The sequence below is a fragment of the Methylobacterium sp. AMS5 genome (assembly GCF_001542815.1).
Lineage (GTDB): Bacteria > Pseudomonadota > Alphaproteobacteria > Rhizobiales > Beijerinckiaceae > Methylobacterium.
On the sequence record NZ_CP006992.1, the window covers coordinates 4,041,179 to 4,061,080 of the forward strand.

The 19,902-nt window shown below is 65.9% G+C and carries 18 protein-coding genes, 1 tRNA gene and 2 pseudogenes; 15 read left to right on the forward strand and 6 right to left on the reverse strand.

The genetic code is table 11. From position 1 onward, the window contains the following. Positions 1-145: 145 nt before the first annotated feature. The gene (locus tag Y590_RS18140; protein WP_060771076.1) at positions 146-802 is read right to left on the reverse strand and encodes a glutathione S-transferase family protein; all 657 of its coding nucleotides are present in this window, start codon (positions 800-802) and stop codon (positions 146-148) included. Positions 803-1,151: 349 nt separating this feature from the next. Between Y590_RS18140 and Y590_RS18145 the strand changes: the two genes are divergently transcribed. Next, the gene (locus Y590_RS18145; RefSeq protein WP_060771077.1) at positions 1,152-2,366 is read left to right on the forward strand and encodes a polyhydroxyalkanoate depolymerase; all 1,215 of its coding nucleotides are present in this window, start codon (positions 1,152-1,154) and stop codon (positions 2,364-2,366) included. Positions 2,367-2,710: 344 nt separating this feature from the next. Then, positions 2,711-3,028: a 30S ribosomal protein S21 gene (gene rpsU / locus Y590_RS18150; RefSeq protein WP_060771078.1), complete on the forward strand. Its 318-nt coding sequence runs from the start codon at positions 2,711-2,713 to the stop codon at positions 3,026-3,028. Between the two features lie 380 nt (positions 3,029-3,408). Here the strand turns inward: rpsU and Y590_RS18155 are convergent, their stop codons facing one another. After that, complete coding sequence (locus tag Y590_RS18155; RefSeq protein ID WP_060771079.1) at positions 3,409-3,798, reverse strand: response regulator; 390 nt, start codon at positions 3,796-3,798, stop codon at positions 3,409-3,411. A 279-nt stretch (positions 3,799-4,077) separates the two neighbouring features. On the opposite strand from Y590_RS18155, the gene Y590_RS18160 reads away from it, so the two are divergent. Beyond that, positions 4,078-4,863, forward strand: coding sequence for a class II glutamine amidotransferase (locus tag Y590_RS18160; RefSeq protein WP_060771080.1), 786 nt, complete (start codon positions 4,078-4,080; stop codon positions 4,861-4,863). Between the two features lie 152 nt (positions 4,864-5,015). Then, positions 5,016-5,807, forward strand: a complete 792-nt coding sequence (locus Y590_RS18165; RefSeq protein WP_060771081.1) for a TSUP family transporter — start codon at positions 5,016-5,018, stop codon at positions 5,805-5,807. A 28-nt stretch (positions 5,808-5,835) separates the two neighbouring features. On the opposite strand, the gene Y590_RS18170 is transcribed toward Y590_RS18165, so the two are convergent. Together Y590_RS18170 and Y590_RS18175 are read right to left on the reverse strand one after the other, a co-directional pair. Next, positions 5,836-6,882 carry a MaoC family dehydratase gene (locus tag Y590_RS18170; RefSeq protein ID WP_060772356.1) on the reverse strand — a complete coding sequence of 349 codons (1,047 nt, stop codon included), beginning with the start codon at positions 6,880-6,882 and terminating at the stop codon, positions 5,836-5,838. Between the two features lie 197 nt (positions 6,883-7,079). Further along, on the reverse strand, positions 7,080-7,370 hold the full coding sequence (locus Y590_RS18175) for a YggT family protein (protein WP_060771082.1): 291 nt from the start codon (positions 7,368-7,370) through the stop codon (positions 7,080-7,082). A gap of 122 nt (positions 7,371-7,492) precedes the next feature. Between Y590_RS18175 and Y590_RS18180 the strand changes: the two genes are divergently transcribed. From Y590_RS18180 to Y590_RS27410, 4 genes and pseudogenes are all read left to right on the forward strand, one after another. After that, positions 7,493-7,568, forward strand: a tRNA-Ala gene (locus Y590_RS18180). 736 nt (positions 7,569-8,304) lie between these two features. Beyond that, the gene (locus Y590_RS18185; protein WP_015952063.1) at positions 8,305-8,724 is read left to right on the forward strand and encodes a ribbon-helix-helix domain-containing protein; all 420 of its coding nucleotides are present in this window, start codon (positions 8,305-8,307) and stop codon (positions 8,722-8,724) included. A 74-nt stretch (positions 8,725-8,798) separates the two neighbouring features. Next, positions 8,799-10,058 carry an extracellular catalytic domain type 1 short-chain-length polyhydroxyalkanoate depolymerase gene (locus tag Y590_RS18190; protein WP_060771083.1) on the forward strand — a complete coding sequence of 420 codons (1,260 nt, stop codon included), beginning with the start codon at positions 8,799-8,801 and terminating at the stop codon, positions 10,056-10,058. A 5-nt stretch (positions 10,059-10,063) separates the two neighbouring features. Next, positions 10,064-10,227, forward strand: a pseudogene (locus Y590_RS27410) (IS5/IS1182 family transposase); the annotation flags it as partial. A gap of 52 nt (positions 10,228-10,279) precedes the next feature. Here Y590_RS27410 and Y590_RS18195 read toward each other — a convergent pair. Then, positions 10,280-11,347, reverse strand: a pseudogene (locus Y590_RS18195) (linear amide C-N hydrolase). Between the two features lie 362 nt (positions 11,348-11,709). On the opposite strand from Y590_RS18195, the gene Y590_RS18205 reads away from it, so the two are divergent. After that, positions 11,710-12,893, forward strand: a protein-coding gene (locus Y590_RS18205; RefSeq protein ID WP_144439943.1) for an IS3-like element ISMex5 family transposase whose coding sequence is annotated in 2 segments (ribosomal slippage) — positions 11,710-11,974 and positions 11,974-12,893 — 1,185 coding nt in all. Because the reading frame shifts where the segments join, the coding sequence is not laid out codon by codon here. Positions 12,894-13,242: 349 nt separating this feature from the next. Continuing rightward, positions 13,243-14,001: an alpha/beta fold hydrolase gene (locus Y590_RS18210; protein ID WP_286161774.1), complete on the forward strand. Its 759-nt coding sequence runs from the start codon at positions 13,243-13,245 to the stop codon at positions 13,999-14,001. Between the two features lie 105 nt (positions 14,002-14,106). Here Y590_RS18210 and Y590_RS18215 read toward each other — a convergent pair whose 3' ends face one another. Further along, positions 14,107-14,976: a LysR family transcriptional regulator gene (locus Y590_RS18215; RefSeq protein ID WP_060772357.1), complete on the reverse strand. Its 870-nt coding sequence runs from the start codon at positions 14,974-14,976 to the stop codon at positions 14,107-14,109. Positions 14,977-15,099: 123 nt separating this feature from the next. On the opposite strand from Y590_RS18215, the gene Y590_RS18220 reads away from it, so the two are divergent. From Y590_RS18220 to Y590_RS18240, 5 genes are all read left to right on the forward strand, one after another. Next, positions 15,100-15,294 carry a hypothetical protein gene (locus tag Y590_RS18220; protein ID WP_286161775.1) on the forward strand — a complete coding sequence of 65 codons (195 nt, stop codon included), beginning with the start codon at positions 15,100-15,102 and terminating at the stop codon, positions 15,292-15,294. 147 nt (positions 15,295-15,441) lie between these two features. Then, positions 15,442-16,149 (forward strand): YoaK family protein, encoded by a 708-nt coding sequence (locus Y590_RS18225; RefSeq protein WP_060771086.1) that lies wholly within the window; start codon positions 15,442-15,444, stop codon positions 16,147-16,149. Between the two features lie 47 nt (positions 16,150-16,196). Further along, positions 16,197-16,814 (forward strand): methyl-accepting chemotaxis protein, encoded by a 618-nt coding sequence (locus Y590_RS18230; RefSeq protein ID WP_502689465.1) that lies wholly within the window; start codon positions 16,197-16,199, stop codon positions 16,812-16,814. 327 nt (positions 16,815-17,141) lie between these two features. Continuing rightward, positions 17,142-18,623 (forward strand): Do family serine endopeptidase, encoded by a 1,482-nt coding sequence (locus Y590_RS18235; RefSeq protein ID WP_060771088.1) that lies wholly within the window; start codon positions 17,142-17,144, stop codon positions 18,621-18,623. A 562-nt stretch (positions 18,624-19,185) separates the two neighbouring features. After that, on the forward strand, positions 19,186-19,545 hold the full coding sequence (locus Y590_RS18240; protein ID WP_060771089.1) for an acid-activated periplasmic chaperone HdeA: 360 nt from the start codon (positions 19,186-19,188) through the stop codon (positions 19,543-19,545). Positions 19,546-19,902 lie beyond the last annotated feature (357 nt).

Genomic DNA, 19,902 nt, shown 5'->3' on the forward strand with positions numbered 1-19,902 from the left:
TCTAGGCCCCTGTTTTCGCATCATCTTTTTCAAAAGCCGGAAGCCACCTTTCGGGATGATGCTCTCGCTGTCCCGAAGGGACCGGCCGCCTGCACCGCCACGACTGGGGTCAGCGCGGTCGGTGATCGGAAGTTTGTGCGGCACGCTAAAACTCCATGTCGAGTTCCTCGATCTCCTCCGGCTCGCTCTCGGCGAGCGCCGCCCATTCGCTCATGAGATCCCAGGCGAGGATCGTGTCGCGGTAGGTGGCCGACGTGAAGGGGAGGGCGACGTCGTAGGTGCGAAAGCGGGTGCAGACCGGGGCGTACATCGCGTCCGCCAGGCTGGGGCGCGCGCCGAACAGGTAGGGTCCGCCCGAGCGCGACAGGCAATCCTCGAAGATCGCGCAGATCCGCTCGATGTCGCCCTTGGCGCCGTTGAAGATCTTGAAGCCGCGATGGAGGCTGCGCAGGTTCATCGGCAGCGCCGAGCGCAGGTTGACGAAACCGCCATGCATCTCCCCCGAAACCGCGCGGCAGCGGGCGCGCTCGGCGGGCGCTTCCGGCAGGAGGCCGGCTTCGGGCCGGATCTCGTTGAGATATTCGGCGATGGCGAGCACGTCCCACACCACGATCGCGCCGTGTTCGAGCCGCGGCACGAGGAAGGACGGCGAGAGATGCAGCAGTTCGGCCCGCGTCGAGGCGTCCGAACCGGACAGCACCTCCACCGAGAGATCGAGCCCGGCCATCCGGCACAGCAGCCAGCCGCGCAGGGACCAGGACGAGTAATTGCGGCTGGAGATCGTGAGCGTCGCCTCGGCCATGGCCCTCTCCCCGGATGCGCGTCGCCCGGGCCTGCTGCCCGTAGCCCGGCGTCCAACGCGTTTCATGGCAAGTCTCGTGCCGGATCTCGGGCCTTCTCCCGGCCCTTTCGGCAATAAAATTCTTCTTCCCGCAGCTCCGATGCAAAGTGATGCGTCCGCACCACAGGCGCGCGATATATACTTTTGATCGGTTGCGCCCAATCCAGAACCGCTTAGCGTGTTCCGTCCGGCATCGTCACGTGGGGCGGCGTGGCAACCGGGAAAGCGAAGCGGGCGAATCCGGGCCGTTCGGGACGTTCGTGAGAGATGGATGCGTGCAGGCACCTTGCGCGCTTGGAGTTTGCGCCCGATGCTCTACCAAGCCTTCGATGTCCAATCGGACATCGCCCGGCAGACCCGCCAATGGGGCCGCCTCCTCCAGGAAGCCTCCGCGCCGTGGATGCGGACGCCGTGGCACGACGCCGCGAAATGGTGGTCGGCGGGTGCGCGCATGATGATGCGTGCCGGCCTCACCTTCGCGCGGCCGGCCTATGGCATCCACGCCGTCATGGTCGGCAACCGCGAGGTCCCGGTGATCGAGGAGCCGGTGCTCGCCACGCCCTTCGGCACGCTGCTCCGCTTCCGCAAGGACATCGACACCGTCCAGCCCAAGGTTCTGGTGCTCGCCCCCCTCTCGGGCCACTTCGCCACGCTGCTGCGCAGCACCGTGCGCACGCTGCTGCCCGACCACGACGTCTACATCACCGACTGGCACAACGCCCGCGACGTGCCGCTCTCGGAAGGGCGCTTCGGCTTCGACGACTACGTCGATCACGTCGTGCGCTTCCTCGAGACCATCGGCGAGGGCGCCCACCTCATGGCCGTGTGCCAGCCCGCGGTGCAGGCACTCGCCGCCACGGCGGTGATGGCGCACACCAAGAACCCGGCGCAGCCCCGCAGCATGACCCTGATGGCCGGACCGGTCGATTGCCGCGTCAGCCCGACCTCGGTGAACCAGCTCGCCATCTCGAAGCCGATCGAGTGGTTCGAGAAGAACCTGATCGAGACGGTGACCGGACGCCACAAGGGGGCGGGGCGGCGGGTCTATCCCGGCTTCACGCAGGTCTCCGCCTTCGTCTCGATGAATGCCAAGCGCCACAGGGACGCCCATACGGACCTGTTCTGGCACTATATCGATGGCAGCGCCGACAAGGCGCAGGCGATCGAGACCTTCTACGACGAGTATTTCGCCGTCCTCGACCTCACCGCCGAGTTCTACCTCGAGACGGTCAAGATCGTTTTCCAGGACTACACCCTGGCCCGCAACCAGCTCACCTATCGCGGCGAGCTCATCGATATGGGCGCGATCCGGCGCACCGCTCTGATGACGGTGGAGGGCGAGCGCGACGACATCTGTGCCGTGGGCCAGACCATGGCCGCCCACGACCTCTGCTCGAGCCTGCCGCCGCACATGAAGACCCACCACCTCCAAACCGGGGTGGGTCACTACGGCGTGTTCTCCGGCCGCAAGTGGGAGGCGCAGACCTATCCGCTCGTGCGCAACTTCATCGCCTCGCACGCCTGAGGCCGTCTCTCGACCCTTGTTGCGGGACGAAGCCGGCGCCATCCGTGGCACGGCGTTTCCGGATCGGATAACGCCTTGGATGACTTCGGCTTCGCCTCGCGAGGGCGGGGCAGGGAGAAACGGCGCGGCGGCTTTGCAAGAGGCTTTCCTGCACTTCCAACACGAACCTGTTTCGTGTATGCCGCGCGCTCAGGTGCAATTCTTTCGCACCGATTCGGCTGCCGTCACGACGCCTCCTCCGGAATGCAGCCCGGAGACAGAGGCGCCCGACGGCTTTTTTCCCGGTTCAGCCGGGAATCCGGGGCCGGTGCGGTTCGAAACGACAAATCTAGGGGTTGATTCCGTTGCAGGTACTCGTTCGCGATAACAACGTCGATCAGGCGCTCCGCGTCCTCAAGAAGAAGATGCAACGCGAGGGCATCTTCCGCGAGATGAAGCAGCGCAAGGCCTACGAGAAGCCCTCCGTGCGCAAGGCGCGCGAGAAGGCCGAGGCTGTCCGCCGCGCCCGCAAGCAGGCCCGCAAGACCGCGATCCGCGAGGGCTTGATCGCCGCTCCGAAGCCGAAGCCCCGTACCGGCGCCCCGCGCCGCCCCGGCATGCCGAGCTTCTCGCAGCAGCCCGCCGCGGCCCCCGCCGCCGCCCCGGTGCCCGCCGCTTCCTGATCCGCGCCGGCCGCCGCGCGCGGCCCGCAGCTTCGCGATACGAAAAAGCCCCACCGGCTCGACCGGTGGGGCTTTTTCGTCGTCAGCAGATCCGCGTCAGGCAGCGACCAATGCGCGAAGCCGCTTTGGCGGCTTGGCGGTGCGAAGAGCGCCGCGCGGAGCGGAAGCCTAATGTATCGCTCACAAAACTCCCGCCGCGCTGTCGTCGCCAGAGCGAGAACGGTCAGAGACCGGGAGTTTTGTGAGGCACTCCTAGGGCATCATCCCGAAAGGTGGTTGCCGGCCTTCGGAAAAGGACGATGCTCTATCCCGCGCAGGCGGGCGCCGGCGACTGAGGCCGGCCGATAACCAGAGCGATCGCCTTCGAGCGATTGTCCCAGTCAGGCGGCACTGGCCGTCAGGGTGGCGCGCTCGGCCTGACGCAGCAGTTCCAGCGGCAGCCAGGGCTTGCGCATGTAGACCGCGTGCGGCGGGATCTCGGTCCGACGCTCCTCGCGGGCCCCGGAGGTCACCACGAGCCGCACTTCCGGCCAGCGATCCTCGACGGTGCGCGCCAGGGCGGCGCCGTCCATCTTGCCCGAGAGATGCGTGTCGGCGATCACCATCGCCACCGTCACATCCCCGCGTTCGAGCACGGCCAGCGCGTCCTCGGCGCTCGAACAGGCGATGACGTCGAGGTCGGTCTCTTCGATCAGGACGGTCGCGAGGTCTCGGGCGGCCTCGTCCTCCTCGACGACGAGCGCGACCGGGCTGTCTCCGGAATGAGCCATGATGTCTCCCTGAAGCTGTGCGAGCGGTTCGGAAACGGCAGCCCATGGGCGCGCCGCGGCGGCATCGGCGGCGCCGACGATGCTTGCCCTGCGACAACAAGTTCGGGGATGATCGGTTCAGCGAAATTGTGCCCGCCTGAACCCTTCCGATCGATCCCTCTCTTAACGGGCTGTTCACCACACGGAACGAATTGTTACAGTCCGGCGACACGCAGCGGTTCGAGCGGACCGATGCTTGCATAGCTCGCCCTGGGCCGCAAAGGAGGCTCTCGTCCCGCCATGTGCCGCTTCCTCGCCTATCTCGGTGAGCCGGTCTTCCTGAACGAGCTGGTCTGCGCCCCGACCCATTCGCTGGTCCATCAATCGCTGCACGCCTCCGAGGCGAAGACCGAAACCAACGGCGACGGGTTCGGGATCGGCTGGTACGGCGAGCACGCCGAGCCCGGCCTCTACCGCGACATCTGCCCCGCCTGGTCGGACGAGAACCTCGTGAACCTCTGCCGGCAGGTGCGGGCGCGGACGTTCTTTGCCCATGTGCGCGCGGCGACCGGCACGGCGACGACGCGGGCCAACTGCCACCCCTTCGCCCATGGCCGCCACCTGTTCATGCATAACGGCCAGATCGGCGGCTATCACCGCATCAAGCGGCGCCTGGAGGCGATGATCCCCGACGAGTTGTACGACACCCGCCGCGGCTCGACGGATTCGGAGGCCCTCTTCCTGCTGGCGCTCGCCAGCGGCCTCGACTCCGATCCCGTCGGCGCCATGGAGACGACCTGCACCACCGTGCGCGCCCTGATGCAGGAGGCCCGCATCGCGGAGGCCTTCCGCTTCACCGCCGTGCTCACCGACGGCGAGAACCTCACCGCCTTCCGCTGGGCCTGCGACGGGCGCCCGCCGAGCCTGTATTACCGGGAGAGCGAGCGCGGCCTCACCGTCGTCTCCGAGCCGATCGACGGCTGCAAGGAGGGCTGGAAAGTGGTGCCGAAGGGCGGCACGCTGCGGGCGAGCCGCGGCAGCCGCGCCACCGTCAGCCTGCCGCGCGCGGAGCGGGCTGCCGCCTGAAGGCTTGCCCGGACGACACAGCCATGGTCAAGCTTTCGAAAGGACGAGTCCTTTCGCGGGTGCGGGGCAGGGCCCTGGAAATCGGCTTCGCCGGCTTCAGGGCGCTGCCCTGAAAACCCGCCAAAGGGCCTCAAGGCCCTTTGGGATCCCCCATGAGTATTGCGTTCGAGACCGTGGCGGGGCTGTTCGGCGTGGCCGTGGTGGCGGGCGCCGTCGATGCCATTGCCGGCGGGGGCGGGCTGATGACCCTGCCGGCCCTGCTGCTCGCCGGGCTCGACCCCGTCAGCGCGATCGCCACCAACAAGCTTCAGGGCAGCGCCGGCTCGGTCTCGGCCACGATCGCCTTCGCCCGGCGCGGGCTGATCCGCTGGCGCGAGGCCGGGCCGGCCGCGCTCGGGGCCGGTCTCGCCTCGGTGGGCGGCGCGCTCTGCGTCAGCCTGCTGCCGCGCCCGGTCCTCGACGCGCTGGTGCCGCTGATGCTGGTCGGCATCGCGCTCTACTTCGCGACCGCGCGGCGGATGAGCAACGAGGACGCGGCGGCGCGGATCACCCCCGGCCTGTTTGCCGTGACGCTGGCGCCGGCGGTCGGCTTCTACGACGGGGTGTTCGGGCCCGGTGCCGGCTCGTTCTATATGATCGGCTTCGTCACCCTGCTCGGCCTCGGCGTGGTGCGGGCCACCGCCCACACCAAGCTCTCGAACGCCGCGAGCAACCTCGGCAGCCTCGCCCTGTTCACGCTCCAGGGCGCGGTGATCTGGCCGGTGGGGCTCGCGATGGCCGTCGGCGCCTTTCTCGGCGCCCAGGTCGGCTCGGCGCTCGCCGCGCGCCTCGGCGCCCGGCTGATCCGCCCGCTCCTCGTCGTCATCGCCTGCGCGATGGCGCTCCGCCTGCTGTCGAACCCGGCCAACCCGTTGCGTCAGGCCGTGGCCGGGTTCTTTTCGTAGAGGCGTCAGCCACTTATAGGCTGACGTTTCAGCGCGGGATGAAGGCCCAGTAGTCGAGATCGAGGATCACCGACGGGTCGTAGCCCTCGCCCTGCCTGTCCGGATGGGCGCCGCAGGGCTGGTTCTTGGTCGCCACCGTGCGCAGGCGAAGCGCGCCGATATCGCTGCGGCCGGGCAGTTCCGCCGTCTCCAGCACCTCGGACCACGCATAGACCGTGTCGCCGGCAAACAGCGGCGCGACGTGGCGGCCGGCATTGATGCCGCCGATGGCGAAGGCGTTGGCGAGTCCGTTGAAGCTGAGCGCACGGGCAAGCGAGATGACGTGGCCGCCATAGATCAGGCGCTTGCCGAACTTGGTCTCCCGCGTCGCCACCGCGTCGAAATGGACCTTGGCGGTGTTCTGGAACAGGCGGGTGGCGATCTGGTGCTCGGCCTCCTCGACGGTCATGCCATCGACGTGGTCGATCTTCTCGCCGACCGCGTAATCCGCGAAGCGGTGCGGGCTGCCGGCCAGCGCATTGTCGTAGGCGGCCGGATCGAGCGGGGGCAGGGCGCGGGCGAGGTCGGCCGGGTTCACCACCTTGGCGAGGCTCGGCACGTGCTCCTCGGCGATCTTGGCCTCCGGGTCGCGCTTGCGCACGAGAACCCAGCGGCAATAGCTCAGCACGGTCCGCCCAGAGGCGTCGGAGCCGGTGGAGCGCACGTAGACCACGCCGGTCTGGCGGTTGGAACTCTCTTTCAGGCCGATCACCTCGGAGACGGTGGAGAGCGTCTCGCCGGGATAGACCGGGCGGTGGAAGCCGCCCTCGGCGTAGCCGAGATTGGCCAGCGCGTTGAGGGAGACGTCCGGCACGGTTTTGCCGAACACCACGTGGAAGGTAAGCAGATCGTCGAGCGGGCTCGCCGGATAGCCGATCGCCTTGGCGAAGGCGTCCGAGGACTGCACGGCGAAGCGCGGGCCGTAGAGGGCGGTGTAGAGGGCCACGTCGCCCGTGGTGACGGTGCGCGGCGTGGCGTGGCGGATGGTCTCCCCGAGGCGGAAATCCTCGAAGAAGCGGCCCGGATTGGTCTTCATGGCGCGCGTCGCTCCCTTCACGGCTCTTGCTGGCCGAGCGGGCCTCGTCTTGAATATCGTATTCAGGACGCGGCCCTAAACTTCTGACATCGCATCGGCTTTTCGGCCGAGCCGGTGCGCGACCGCCTTAGCAACGAGCCCGGCGCCCACGCAATGCCGCGCTTCGTGCCGGGGGAGGAGGGGCGCCGGGGACGGGCTCAGAAGGCGACCCAGCCGTAGAACTCGCCTGCGAGCCTTTGCGCGAACAGCAGCAGCAGGATCAGGATGATCGGCGAGATGTCGACGCCGCCGAGATTGGGCAGCAGGTTCCGGATCGGCCGCAGCACCGGCTCGGTGACGCGATAGAGGAACTCGCCGATCTGCGAGACGATCGGATTGCGCACGTTGACCACGTTGAAGGCCACGAGCCAGCTCAGCACGGCGCTCGCAACGAGCACGTAGATGTAGAGCTGGATGATGGTGTTGAAGAGCCAGAGCAGGGCGTTCATGCGGGGGGTATCGGTCCTCATCGCCCCGCACGGAGACCCGGCGTGAGGGACGCGGGTGCGGCGGGAAATTTCCGGAATTGACAGGCCGAAGCGGACAAGCCTACAAGGCCCTCGCCTCGGACGGGGCTGTAGCTCAGATGGGAGAGCGCCGCAATCGCACTGCGGAGGTCAGGGGTTCGATTCCCCTCAGCTCCACCAGGTTTTCCTCGCTAGGAAAGCCGAATGGTGGCAATGGGTTATGGGAGCGGCAAAGGACTGCTCTCCCCGACAATTCTTGTCAAGGGAACGGTTTTCTTCCCGAGCGTCCGGGCAGCACAGCCTCACTCTCGAAGGCCGCTTCGTCTTCTCTGCGGCAGGCCACGCTCGGCGCGCAAACCCGAAGAGCGACGGACCGAGCCAGAAGGCACTGATCTGTCGGACGTCAGCCCGTCTCGAAGCCATGACGGCTGTCTTCACGTCGTCACACGCCGCGCCACTTCTCGGTGTCCCTGAGCCGCTGCAGAGCCGCGCCAACCTTCCGTTCGATATCTGAACGCCCAAGTCGACAGGACTTGAATGGAGTCGGAGGCTTGCGCCCTCGGCGTTCCGATATGGGCCTTCCAGGCCTTCGGCCAAAGCCGCCAAGCGAGCCGCTCGCCCCGACCCCGTAGACCTTCCGGAAACCTCGTTCACGGGCTGTCGTCCGCGCACGTTTCGGTGCTCCCGCCACGAAGGCGGCCAGGGTGCGCTCGACTCCCGCACCCGGAAAGGCACAGCCTGCCCGTGAGCACCCCAGACAGGCGCCGAGCGATGCGCTCAACGTCGCTTCGGAGATCGCGGTCGCGTTATCGATTGCGATCCCAGCATGGTCGGGAGCAAAAGCCTGCCCTTGTATGACACCGCAACCGCACCATCTCAGGACCATCCAACGGGATGGTTTGGGGATGGTACCAAGATGGCCGATGACGTTCCGGACCTCCGACCGAGAGCACCCGACAGTGAGAAACTGACGATCAACCTCGGCTTTGTCGATCTCGGCCGTATCGATCTGCTGGTTCGAGACGGCTTCTATGCCAATCGCGCCGACTTCATCCGAACGGCCGTGCGCAACCAGCTCGACCGTCAGGGCGATGCCGTCACCCAGTCGCTGGCGCGTAAGAAGCTGAGCCTGGGCCTCTCGCACTACACCCGGCAGGACCTCGAAGCGGCAAGAGACGCGGGCGCTCCGCTCCACATCCAGGTTCTCGGCCTCGCCAGCATCGCTCCCGATGTGACACCGGAACTCGCCCGTGCCGCCATCGCCTCCGTGCAAGTGCTCGGCGCCTTCCACGCCAAACCGGCAGTCAAGGCAGCCTTGGCCGACCGTACGGCCTGATCTCTCGCCTCAACGCCTTCGCGGCGCGTCCGGACACGCGCCCCGGCCCGTCGACCTCATTCAGGATCGTGATCATGAACGCATTCTCCGGCATCGACATGGGTGAGGTGACCCGTCTCACCCGCGCCGGCCAGCTCACCGAAGCCATGGCTCTCCTTCAGGGGCGCTCGGCCTCTGCCAAGCCGCAAGCGAGCCCGCAGGAGGGTGTGCCCGGCAAGGACGCCAGCACCGCGCGACACGGGTCGACCATCGACATGGTCGCGCCTCGGACCCCGGGCGGAGCGTGGACCGCACCGGGTTTCGGCAAGGGGACGGCCGGGGAAGCGCCCGCCGACAGGACAAGCGCCTCAGAACGGCAAGGGCTTGCAGAGACCCTGCGGTCCTTGCGCGAGCGCTTTCCCAAGATGGGCGGGATCTCCGGCCTCGGGGATGGTCTCGGATCGCCTCAGCAATCTCCGATCCCGGTCCCGGATGGGGCTCGATACGAGGAGCGGACATTCTCCAACGCGGCGGGCAGCCGGACGTACAAGGTCTATGTCCCGAGTGGCTATACCGGCCAAGCTCTTCCTCTCGTCGTCATGCTGCACGGCTGTACCCAGTCGCCCGATGACTTCGCGGCCGGGACGCGGATGAACGCGCTTGCCGAGGAGCAGACCTTCTTGGTGGCCTATCCCGGCCAGCCCCAATCGGCCAACATGCAGAAATGCTGGAACTGGTTCAACGCTGGCGATCAGCAGCGCGGCTCGGGCGAGCCTTCGCTGATCGCGGGGATTGCCCAGGACGTCATCCGCGAGTTCTCGGCCGATCCCAGACGGGTCTACGTCGCGGGACTGTCAGCCGGCGGAGCGGCCGCAGCGATCATGGCGGCGACCTATCCCGATCTGTTCGCGGCAATCGGCGTCCATTCCGGCCTTCCCTATGGTGCGGCCAAGGATATGCCCTCCGCCTTTGCTGCCATGAACGGCGGCGGGACGGCTCAGCCGCTGGGAGCACGCGCTTCGGTCCCGACCATCGTCTTCCACGGTGATGCGGACCGCACCGTCAACCCAGCCAACGGCGACCGCATCATCGCTCAATCCAAGCCGGAGGGAGCCTTGGGGACGGTCGTCACCCACGGGGAGAGCCCGGGTGGCATGACTTACACCCGTCGCGTCCAGTCCGATCCTTCGGGCCGAGAGGTGGTGGAGCAGTGGGTTCTGCATGGAGCGGGTCACGCCTGGTCCGGCGGAAGCCCGAACGGCACCTACACGGATCCGCGCGGTCCAGACGCCAGCCGCGAGATGGTGCGCTTCTTCATGGCGCACACAGCCGGAAGCGATACACGACAACAATAAGGCGGCTGCCCAGGCGCTGCGTCGTGGAGCGCTCCCTCGCCTGGGCCCATCCTTCCGCCGGCTCGTCGAAGACGACGAGCGCTATGCCAGCACGCTGGCTGACCTGCCTCTCGTCGCCTTCGTCTGCCTCAAGCTCAGAAAGGCCGCTCGACTCGGAGCCGGCTCATAACAGCCCCCAGAGGATAAAGCATCGTCCTGGATCCGATCTCCAGGACGATGCTTTATCGCGGCAGTCCGGCAAAAGGAAAAGGCTTCGACTCGCGATAGGACCGTGCCGCATTCCCGGCGAAGACGTTGGCCTGATCGACGCCGAGATCGAGTTTCAGCACGTTCCCCGATTCCCTGGAAAAACCGATCTGATTCAGGTCGGTCCAGAACGTGTTGGGCGAAAGCGCCGGCTCGAAAAAATAGAGGCGGCGCTTGTGATCGAAGACCGTGCGCCAGCGTGTGGACGATATTTCCGGTTTCTCCGGCGTCGAAAGCCCAAGCGGCACGGAAACATTGCGTATGATGCCGGATACGCTGGCCAAGAGGTGATCCGGGTCTCCATCCGGCGGGATCGATTTGACGTAGGAGGCGCGGGCGAAGCGATCGGACGCGCGGTTCGTACCGGGCAGCATGACCGTTCCGCCGATCTGTGACCCGTAGGAGGCAAGGGCAAGCTGCTGTCCGTAGGTCGGCGAGTTCGTCATCACTTAGTATTGACGTCGATGGTGAATGACCTGCTGGCCGTCGATATATTCGATGATGGCACTGTCTCCGCCGGAATCGGACAGGGACATATGGATACTTGCTATGACCTGAGTGCCGGGAATCGTGCGCGTCACGAGCGTGAAGGGCTGTTTCTCGAGGGCGGCAACGGCCTCATCGACAGTCGCGAAGTTGTCGAGAGCGTATTGCGCCCAGACTGAGATCGCCAATCCAGGCGTGCCCTTGCCGTCGAAGGCCGGGTACTGCGATTCTTCAAGCGAGAGGACATTGGCCGTAAGGCCCTCTTCGTTAACGCCGTCCGACGTCGAATTGTCGAACGCTGTCGCGACCAAGGATCCATATTTCGACGTCCACCGGATCGAATCAGGCCCGACCTCACCATTGCGCACCATCCCTCGCGGCAGGATGTAGAGGTTGGTTCCGATGGGCTTTTCCCAGTCCATCGACCGGGCCGTGAAAATCTTGCCGTCTCGCCCAAGGCAACCGAAGCGGGAACAGGCGCCTGCGGGCTCAACAACGACTTGGAGCACGGCCAAAACCGTCACGACCGACACGAACACCGAGATCGGTGGAAGCAGGCCGGCGCTGACAATTATAGGCCGGTCCTTTTCCAGCAATGACTTGAATCAAATATCACGATGAACACGACTTCAGGCCGGATCAATTCGCTCGGACCGGGCCCAAAACATTCCGGGGCGCATTCCGATGACGTGGTCACCGGTTCGTCGAAAGAATGCGTGTTGAAGCAAAGACCGAGAGACGCCGGCCTGATGCAATCAGGTCGGGTGGGCTCTCGCGACAGCCGAATCATCCTCGTATCCGGCAGCTTCTCGGTGACTTCGGCACCCTGCAGGCTTGAACCGCTCGAAGGCATCTGATCCGCCCCCACTGAAGTGGTCCGCCCTGAGGTATGGCTTTTGAGCCAGATGAGGACGGACAGATGGGAACGAAGCGGCACAAGCCGGAAGACGTGGTCGCCAAGCTGCGGCAGGTGGATGTTCTGGTCTCGCAGGGCCAGAGCGTGGCGGAGGCGATCCGGGCCATCGGCGTGACGGAAGTGACCTACTACCGCTGGCGCAAGGAGTACGGCGGCCTGAAGAGCGATCAGGTTCGACGGATGAAGGACTTGGAGGTTGAGAACCAGCGGCTGCGCAAGGCGATTGCGGATCTCACCCTCGACAAGCTGATCCTGCAGGAGGCCGCTCGGGGAAACTGACCAGCCCCGCGCGCCGACGCGCCTGCATCGCGCATGTCATGAACGTCCTAGACGTCTCCGAGCGCCGCGCCTGTCGGGCGCTCGGGCAGCATCGCTCGACGCAGCGCAAGGTGCCGCGGGGAAGAGAGGATGAGGCCGCGCTGACAGCCGACCTCGTGGAACTGGCTCGCCAGTACGGGCGCTACGGCTACCGGAAGATCGGTGCATTGCTGAAGGCGGCGGGCTGGTTCGTCAACGACAAGCGGGTCGAACGGATCTGGCGGCGCGAGGGGCTGAAGGTCCCGTCTCGGCAGCCCAAGCGCGGCCGCATCTGGGACGGGGATGGTTCCTGCCTGCGATTGCGGGCGGAGCGTCGCGATCACGTCTGGTCCTACGACTTTGTCGAAGCCCGCACGCACGAGGGCCGCAAGTTCCGGATGCTGAACGTGGTCGATGAGTTCACGCGGGAGTGCCTGGCGATCCGCGTCGCACGCAAGCTGAAGGCGGTGGACGTGATCGACGTGCTGTCCGACCTGTTCATCCTGCGCGGCGTGCCCGGCCATATCCGCTCGGACAACGGTCCGGAGTTCATCGCCAAGTCCGTGCAGGCCTGGATCACCGGTGTCGGCGCCAGAACAGCCTACATCGCACCCGGCTCGCCATGGGAGAACGGTTACGTCGAGAGCTTCAACGCACGACTACGGGACGAGCTTTTGAACGGTGAGATCTTCTACACGCTCAAGGAGGCGCAGATCGTGATCGAGAGTTGGCGTCTACACTACAACAGCGTGCGCCCGCACGCCTCGCTCGGCTACCGACCACCGGCCCCGGAGGTGTTCGTGCCGGCCTTCACCGCTTGGCCGGCTGCGCTCACCCGGTCGGCTCCGCCGGCCAAGCGACCCGTGGAGCAAAGGCCGACCCTGCACTAACTTAGAACTTGGACCACCGCGTGGGGGCCGATCACATCAAGGATGGCAATGCGTCGCGTTTGCCGACGCCGCTCCTTGGCCTGGACGAACGGCTGGAAGCAGGGCCCTTCGCAACACTTTCTTGAGCCGTTGCGTTTCGCGGGGCCGGTTCTCTCGGCGCTTCGTTCGAGAGGGCTTTGGCTGAAACGGGAAGGTGCGTGTGTCCCTGCGGTGGATCGTTGTGACGGCTGGCGCAATCCTGGTTCGTCTACCCCTGGTGAGCTTCGCGACTCGACGGTGCGCCAGTCCGGATCACGGCCACCATCTCGGCCGGCTCGCGGCAAGGCACACCCGCGTCAACGGTCGGACGATGCATGCCCGTGTCTCGGCCGATCCCGCACCCGATGACCGCCTGCCCGTGATCCTGGTCCACGGGCTCGGAATGTCGAGTCGCTACATGATCCCGCTCGCGCGGCAACTCGCCCCTTACCGACGGGTCTACGCGCCTGACCTGCCCGGCTTCGGCTTGAGCGAAAAGCCTCGCCGCGTGCTCACGGTTCGCGAGCTGGCCGATGCGCTGGCGGCCTGGATGGACGCGATCGGGATCGATCGCGCGGCCTTTATCGGCAATTCGCTCGGCTGCGAGGTGTTGGTCGAATTGGCACTCGTTCATCCGCAACGCGTCGACCGCCTTGTCCTGCAGGGGCCGACGCCGGACCCGGAGTCACGCGGCCTCGTCCGGCAAGCGATCGGCTTCTTTGCCATTGCACCGTTCGAGCGCTGGTCGCTCGCATGGGTGGCGCTCGCCGATTATGCCCGCGGTGGGATCAGGCGCTACATCCTCACCTTACGCAGAATGGTCGGCAACCGCATCGGAGAGAAGGTACTCCGAGTCACGCAGCCGACGCTCGTGGTTTGGGGAACGCGTGACTACATCGTCCCCTATGCATTTGTGACGAGCCTCGCAGCGGCCCTGCCTCGCGGCCGTCTTGCTGTCATCCCGGGCGCAGCCCATGGGATCAACTACTCGCATCCGAAGGCGTTTGCGGCGGTTTTACTCCCATTTCTCCTTGCGACAGGAGAGATGCCGGCCGCACAGAGCCTAACCCCGGCGCCCGGTGCAAGCTAACGCTTCCGCCCCACCCATTGGTTTGCTTTTGCTTCTGGCATTTCGGCCGATGCGCTCGGCGGCCGCCCCAGGGACGTGCGGCGCGGTGCCCGACCTCGAACGACGTCACGCTTCGGGAACGGATTGAAGCTCCGCCATGCTTGCGAGGATCGCCTCCTGTAACGCCGTCGCGGCGGGATGCTGTCGGCCCGAGCCGAGCACCACGAACTCGACCTCGCCGATCGGCGGCAATCCGGCCGTCTCCGGGATCGGGGCCAGTCCCGGCGGCGTCACCCTGGCCGAGTGCGGCGCGATGCCCAGACCGGCTTCGACGGCCGCGCGCAGCCCCATCAGGCTGCCGCTGGTGCAGGCGATCCGCCAAGAACGCCCCGCCGCTTCGAGGGCATCGAGCGCCAGGGTGCGCGTGATCGAAGGCGGCGGATAGAGCACCAAGGGCAAGGGCAATGCCGGATCGGGAACGAAGCCGGGCCGGCCCACCCAGACCAGCTCTTCCGCCCAGGCCAATTCACCGCGCGGATCGCCGCCTCGGCGCTTGCAGAAGATCACGTCCAGTTCGCCCGCATCGTAGCCCTGGTAGAGGGCCCGGCTGAGACCGACCGTCAGCTGCAGATCGACGGAAGGGTGGCCATCCGCGAAGCGCGCCAGAACCTGGGCCAGGGCCGACAGCGTATAGTCCTCGGAGACGCCGAGGCGGATGCGGCCGCGCAGGCCGCCCGGCGAGAAGAAGGCGCGAAGCCGGTCGTGCGCCGCCAGCACGTCGCGCGCAAAACCGATCATGGCTTGACCGTCCGGCGTCAGGGCGACCCGATGGGTGTCCCGCATGAGGAGAGAGCGGTCCAGTGCCTGTTCCAGCCGTGCGATATGCCCGCTGACCGTGGATTGCCGCAGGCCGAGGGCCTGCGCAGCGGCCGTGAAGCTGCCGCTTTCAAGGACGGCCAGGAAGGAGCGGATCTGCTCGACGTTGAGGTTGCTCATCATGGTTCGTGATAGCCGATATCCTTACCGCTCCGGAGCCCGGCAGGCTTAGGGTCCAGGCCGAACCCGCTTCGCCGCATCATCGCCGAGTCTCGCTCAGTGACCGCTCCCGCTGCCATCACCATGATCTTCATCGGCGGCTTCGTCGCAATCCCGGCTGCCGGCCGATGGGCGCATCAGGTCACGGAAGCGCTCGCCTTCCTTCTCGCGACCGTCGTGCTGGTCATTGCGGTCATGCTCCTTTGCAATACTTGGCCGGACGACTACGCCAACCCCCGGATTCCGGCTGTCATGACGGAAACACCATTCGACGATTAGAGCGCTTTTCGACGAAGTGGATGCCGATTCAGCGAAAGAACGCGGTCTAAAGCAAAGATCGAGAGACGCCGACCTGATGCAAACAGGTCGGATACGGCTCTAGCGCATGGCATCGCCTCCGCCCTCCTACAAATCAGGGAAAGCCTCGTGAAGCCGCAGATCACGGATGGCGGCACGTCCGCTGGAACCGCTCTCGCCTTCGTCGCCGGCTTCGTGGATGCGGCGGCTTTCATCGCGCTGACAGGCCTGTTCACGGCCCATGTCACCGGAAACTTCGTCCTGATCGGTGCTGAATTGGTCGCGAGTTCAACCGGCGTGCTGGCGAAGCTTCTGGCGCTGCCCGTCTTCATGGCGGCCGTGGCGGGGACCCGTGTCCTTGGGTTGCTCCTGCAGCGGCGGGATGCCGATCCGCTGCCTTGGCTGCTCGCCGTAGAGGCTGTTCTCCTCGCGGGTTTCGGCTTGTGCGGGGCCCTATGGGCGCCACTCGATGCGCCGGACGGTGCCCCGGCTCTGATCGTTGGCATGCTCGCCGTCGCGGCCATGGGCGTGCAGAACGCGATCGGTCGCCTCTCACTCGGCCACCTCGCTCCGACCACGGTGATGACCGTGAGCGTCAGTCAGGCGGTCATCGATGCCATGGATCTTGCCCTGAGAACGTCATCGAACCCCGCACAGACGCGCGCGCGGCTGCGGCGGGTGTTGCCGGCCATTGTGACCTTCGCCGCGGGCGCCCTGTGCGGAGCCTTCGGGATCGCCCATCTGGCCTTCGGCTGCATCACGCTGCCGATCATGGTCTTGATCGGCTTGATCGCCCTTGTTGCGATGACGCCCGCCGAAGCGAACGCCGCGACGTGAGCGACGCCAGAGATGTCCTCACTCGATAGAACGGCCACGACGACCGTATGCCCGAACGCCCACTCCCGAGCGATGCGGCAACCTTCGCTTCCACCCCGCTCCAGTACGCCAGGATACGCCGCGGCGCTGTCCGGTGCCGAAGATTTGATTTCCGGCAGCGTTTCGAGACAATCGCCGGATGGCTCTTGGTTGCACCTGGAGCGCATCCCGACGCAGTGGCCACTGGTTCGTCGAAAGACCGCTCCACAGCGAAGCTGAAGGACGCCGCCGCGTCGATGAACGGCGTCGTCGAACTGATCCAGGGTGTCGGTCGGCAGATCAATCTTCTGGCCCTCAATGCGACGATCGAGGCGGCGCGGGCGGGAGAGGCCGGGCGCGGTTTTGCTGTGGTTGTCGGCGAGGTGAAGAACTTGTCGAACCAAGTGACGCAGGCGACGACGCGGATTGCACAGGACATCCATGGGATGCAGGGAATCGCGGAAGAAGCGGTGGGTGCCCTGCTCTCGATCGTACAGGCGATCGGGTCGGTACGGGAGACGGTGACCGGTATCGCCTCGGCCGTCGAGGAGCAAAGCGCCATCACCCGGGAGATTTCGCCCAGCATGCAGACGGCCGCACACGGCGTCGGTGAGATTAACACCAGTTTGCAGGCTCTCACGGGCTGAGAGGCTTGGCGCCTCGCGGTCGCGATGGGATCCGCCCAGGCGTGGTCCGCCGTCATGTACGGCCTGCGGGCCAGCTTGCCGGGTCAGGGTCACTCGCATGGAAGGCGGGCTAGCAGGCAGAATTCAAGTCATTCCTCTCGTGCGGGGAGCCAATCCGTCTCGAATCTTCTGACGGCGAATAGCTTGCGCCGCGCGGGTTCGATCTACGACTTCTTTGATCAAATGATCGGACGGCACAACCTACACTTTCGTTCATTGTCTCATAGTCCGGCCGCGTTCCGGCGCAGTCGGGCGGCAGGCTCCCGTGATTGGTGTTCGGAGATTTCCATGCCCCTGACTGTCTGCCGCCGCCCCATCGCCTCCGTCGCCGCAGCCGCCCTCGTCGCGGGCGGCTGCGGCTTGGCCGAGCCTATGGCCCCGGCTTACGCCCAGGCCCTGCCCAAGACCCCGATCGAGGCGCCCGATCAGCCGCCGGGCTCGTTCGCCAACGTCGTCGACAAGGTGAAGCCGGGTGTCGTCGCCGTGAAGGTGAAGCTCGACGACGGCGCCGACGATGACGACGACAGCCCCGGCGGCCCCAACCTGCAGCAGGTGCCGCCGCAACTGCGCGAATTCTTCAAGCGCTTCGGCCAGGGCGGTCCCGGCGGGCGCGGCATGCCGCCGCGGGGCGGGGTCGGGTCCGGCTTCATCATCTCGGCGGACGGCTACGTGGTGACCAACAACCACGTCGTCGACAAGGCCAAGACGGTTCAGGTCACACTGGACGACAGCCGCACCCTCGATGCCAAGGTGATCGGCAAGGACGCCAAGACCGACATCGCCCTCCTCAAGATCACCGAGAGCGGCAGCTATCCCTATGTCCAGTTCGGCAAGAGCGCGCCGCGTGTCGGCGACTGGGTCTTGGCCATCGGCAACCCGTTCGGCCTCGGCGGCACGGTCACGGCGGGCATCGTCTCGGCCCGCGGCCGCGACATCGGCGCCGGCCCCTACGACGACTTCCTCCAGATCGACGCGCCGATCAACAAGGGCAATTCCGGCGGCCCGACCTTCAACGTCAACGGCGAGGTCGTGGGCGTGAACACGGCGATCGCCTCGCCGTCCGGCGGCTCGGTCGGCCTCGGCTTCGCGATCCCCGCCGAGACCGTGCAGACGGTGGTCGATCAGCTCCGCACCGATGGCAAGGTGGTGCGCGGCTATCTCGGCGTGCAGGTTCAGCCTGTGACCAAGGACATCGCCGAGGGGCTCGGCCTCGACAAGACCAAGGGTGCGCTCGTCAATGACGCCGAGAGCGGCACGCCGGCGGCCAAGGCGGGCCTGAAATCGGGCGACGTGATCGAGTCGGTCAACGGCGTGCCCGTGAACAACGCTCGCGACCTGTCGCGGATGATCGCCGGCCTCAAGCCCGGCACCGAGGTGAAGCTCGCCTATCTGCGGGGCGGCAAGAGCGAGGTGGCCACCGTCGAACTCGGCACGTTGCCGGGCGATAGCAAGGTGGAGCGGCGCGGCGACGACGCGCCGAGCGGTCAGGCCCGGCTCGGCCTCAGCCTCGCGCCGGCGAACGATGCCGGCCTCGGCGACGAGGGCGTGGCGGTGATGGATGTCGATCCCGACGGCCCGGCTGCGGCCAAGGGCATCGCGCAGGGCGACGTGATCCTGGATGTCGGCGGCACCAGCGTCTCGAAACCCTCCGACGTCCAGGCACAGATCCGCGCCGCCGAGTCGAGCGGCCGCAAGGCGGTGCTGATGCGGGTGAAGAGCGCCAGGGGGCAGACCCGCTTCATCGCCGTCCCCCTTTCCAAGGAGGGCTGATCCCTTCCGGACCGCCCTGTTCGGCGGCGTTCGCCTCAATGCCGACAGCATTGCAAGTGAGCGGGAGCGTGATTTTCCATCCCGCCCGTCAGCAGGACAGTATACCGATGGTCACGGGACGCTGCTTCCGACAGGGCGAGGCTATCCTGCACTCAAACCGAATCGGCGATCTGACCGCTCTTGCCATGCAATCCGGCGCGGTTCATATCTTTTAAGTTGCAACCGCCCGGAACCTCGCCAAGCGACGGCCGTTCGATCTATAGTTGGGACGTCAATTTTCGACGGCATGCTCGTCCCGGGAATCCCCTCACATAAGAGGGCTCCACTTATCTTCGTGTTTGGCCCGGTTGACCCTGCCGATTTGGTTTATGGGCCTCAATCAAACGACCAAGACGATCTTCAAGCCGCATCAAATCACAAGTCGCCATCATTTGACATTGGCACGACCGGCGATCGGCCCATCGCACCGAGATCTGCTGGCCGGTCAGATCGCCAGACCTCGGCATTCCGAAGTTCGACGAGAGACCGTCGATAGCATCAAGCTAAGGCAAAGGAGTTCATCATGCGCACAGGATCTTTGAAAACCTACCTGCTGCCTGCCATTGCGGTCGTCCTATCCGCCGGTCTCGTTCAAGCCGAAACCTCCAGCGGGAAGAGCGCCGATAAGAATCAAGAAAAATTGGCGAGCAAGCCGCTCGAGAAAGTGACCTGCGAGGAGTTCAACGGGTTCGAAGACACGTTCAAACCAAAAGTCGTCGCATGGGCCGCAGGCTACAAACAGGGTCAGAAGAAGCCCGATGTGGTGGCGATCGACATCGCCGGGGTCGAGAAGGTCATACCCCTGATCGCTGAAGAGTGCAGGAAGGCGCCGGCCGCTTCCTTGTGGTCGAAGATCGATGGAGAGCTGAAGAAGGTATTCTGATGCAGATCGGACGGCATCATTGAATGACCTCGGCGAGCGGGTACTTCGACAGCGCTCAGCCGTCGATCATTCGGCCGATCGACCCGCTTCATCCCTTCTGCAGCGGGTCAAGTGCCGATGTCGGGGACCGACATCGATCCGCTCGATACTCAGACCCGTCCCGTCCAGGCCGCCGGACCGGCAGGCCTTGGACGGGGCCGATGAGTGTCTCTCACAAAACTCCCGCCGCGCTGGCATCGCCAGAACGAGAACGGTCAGAGACCGGGAGTTTTGTGAGGCACTCTGAAAGGGTCCACGGGGACCAGAGGAGCCGAGGATGAAGCGCGGTTCGAACGATCCTCCTTCCGTCGTTTCAGT

Excerpts from the sequence above, each read along its gene's own strand:
- Y590_RS18215 (WP_060772357.1), bottom strand. The coding sequence starts at position 14,976 with ATGAGCAACCTCAACGTCGAGCAGATCCGCTCCTTCCTGGCCGTCCTT.
- Y590_RS18210 (WP_286161774.1), top strand. The coding sequence starts at position 13,243 with ATGCATGCCCGTGTCTCGGCCGATCCCGCACCCGATGACCGCCTGCCC.
- Y590_RS18220 (WP_286161775.1), top strand. The coding sequence starts at position 15,100 with ATGATCTTCATCGGCGGCTTCGTCGCAATCCCGGCTGCCGGCCGATGG.
- Y590_RS18175 (WP_060771082.1), bottom strand. The coding sequence starts at position 7,370 with ATGAACGCCCTGCTCTGGCTCTTCAACACCATCATCCAGCTCTACATC.
- Y590_RS18185 (WP_015952063.1), top strand. The coding sequence starts at position 8,305 with ATGGCCGATGACGTTCCGGACCTCCGACCGAGAGCACCCGACAGTGAG.
- Y590_RS18240 (WP_060771089.1), top strand. The coding sequence starts at position 19,186 with ATGCGCACAGGATCTTTGAAAACCTACCTGCTGCCTGCCATTGCGGTC.
- Y590_RS18230 (WP_502689465.1), top strand. The coding sequence starts at position 16,197 with ATGCCCGAACGCCCACTCCCGAGCGATGCGGCAACCTTCGCTTCCACC.
- Y590_RS18140 (WP_060771076.1), bottom strand. The coding sequence starts at position 802 with ATGGCCGAGGCGACGCTCACGATCTCCAGCCGCAATTACTCGTCCTGG.
- Y590_RS18235 (WP_060771088.1), top strand. The coding sequence starts at position 17,142 with ATGCCCCTGACTGTCTGCCGCCGCCCCATCGCCTCCGTCGCCGCAGCC.
- Y590_RS18155 (WP_060771079.1), bottom strand. The coding sequence starts at position 3,798 with ATGGCTCATTCCGGAGACAGCCCGGTCGCGCTCGTCGTCGAGGAGGAC.
- Y590_RS18170 (WP_060772356.1), bottom strand. The coding sequence starts at position 6,882 with ATGAAGACCAATCCGGGCCGCTTCTTCGAGGATTTCCGCCTCGGGGAG.
- Y590_RS18190 (WP_060771083.1), top strand. The coding sequence starts at position 8,799 with ATGAACGCATTCTCCGGCATCGACATGGGTGAGGTGACCCGTCTCACC.
- Y590_RS18145 (WP_060771077.1), top strand. The coding sequence starts at position 1,152 with ATGCTCTACCAAGCCTTCGATGTCCAATCGGACATCGCCCGGCAGACC.
- Y590_RS18165 (WP_060771081.1), top strand. The coding sequence starts at position 5,016 with ATGAGTATTGCGTTCGAGACCGTGGCGGGGCTGTTCGGCGTGGCCGTG.
- Y590_RS18160 (WP_060771080.1), top strand. The coding sequence starts at position 4,078 with ATGTGCCGCTTCCTCGCCTATCTCGGTGAGCCGGTCTTCCTGAACGAG.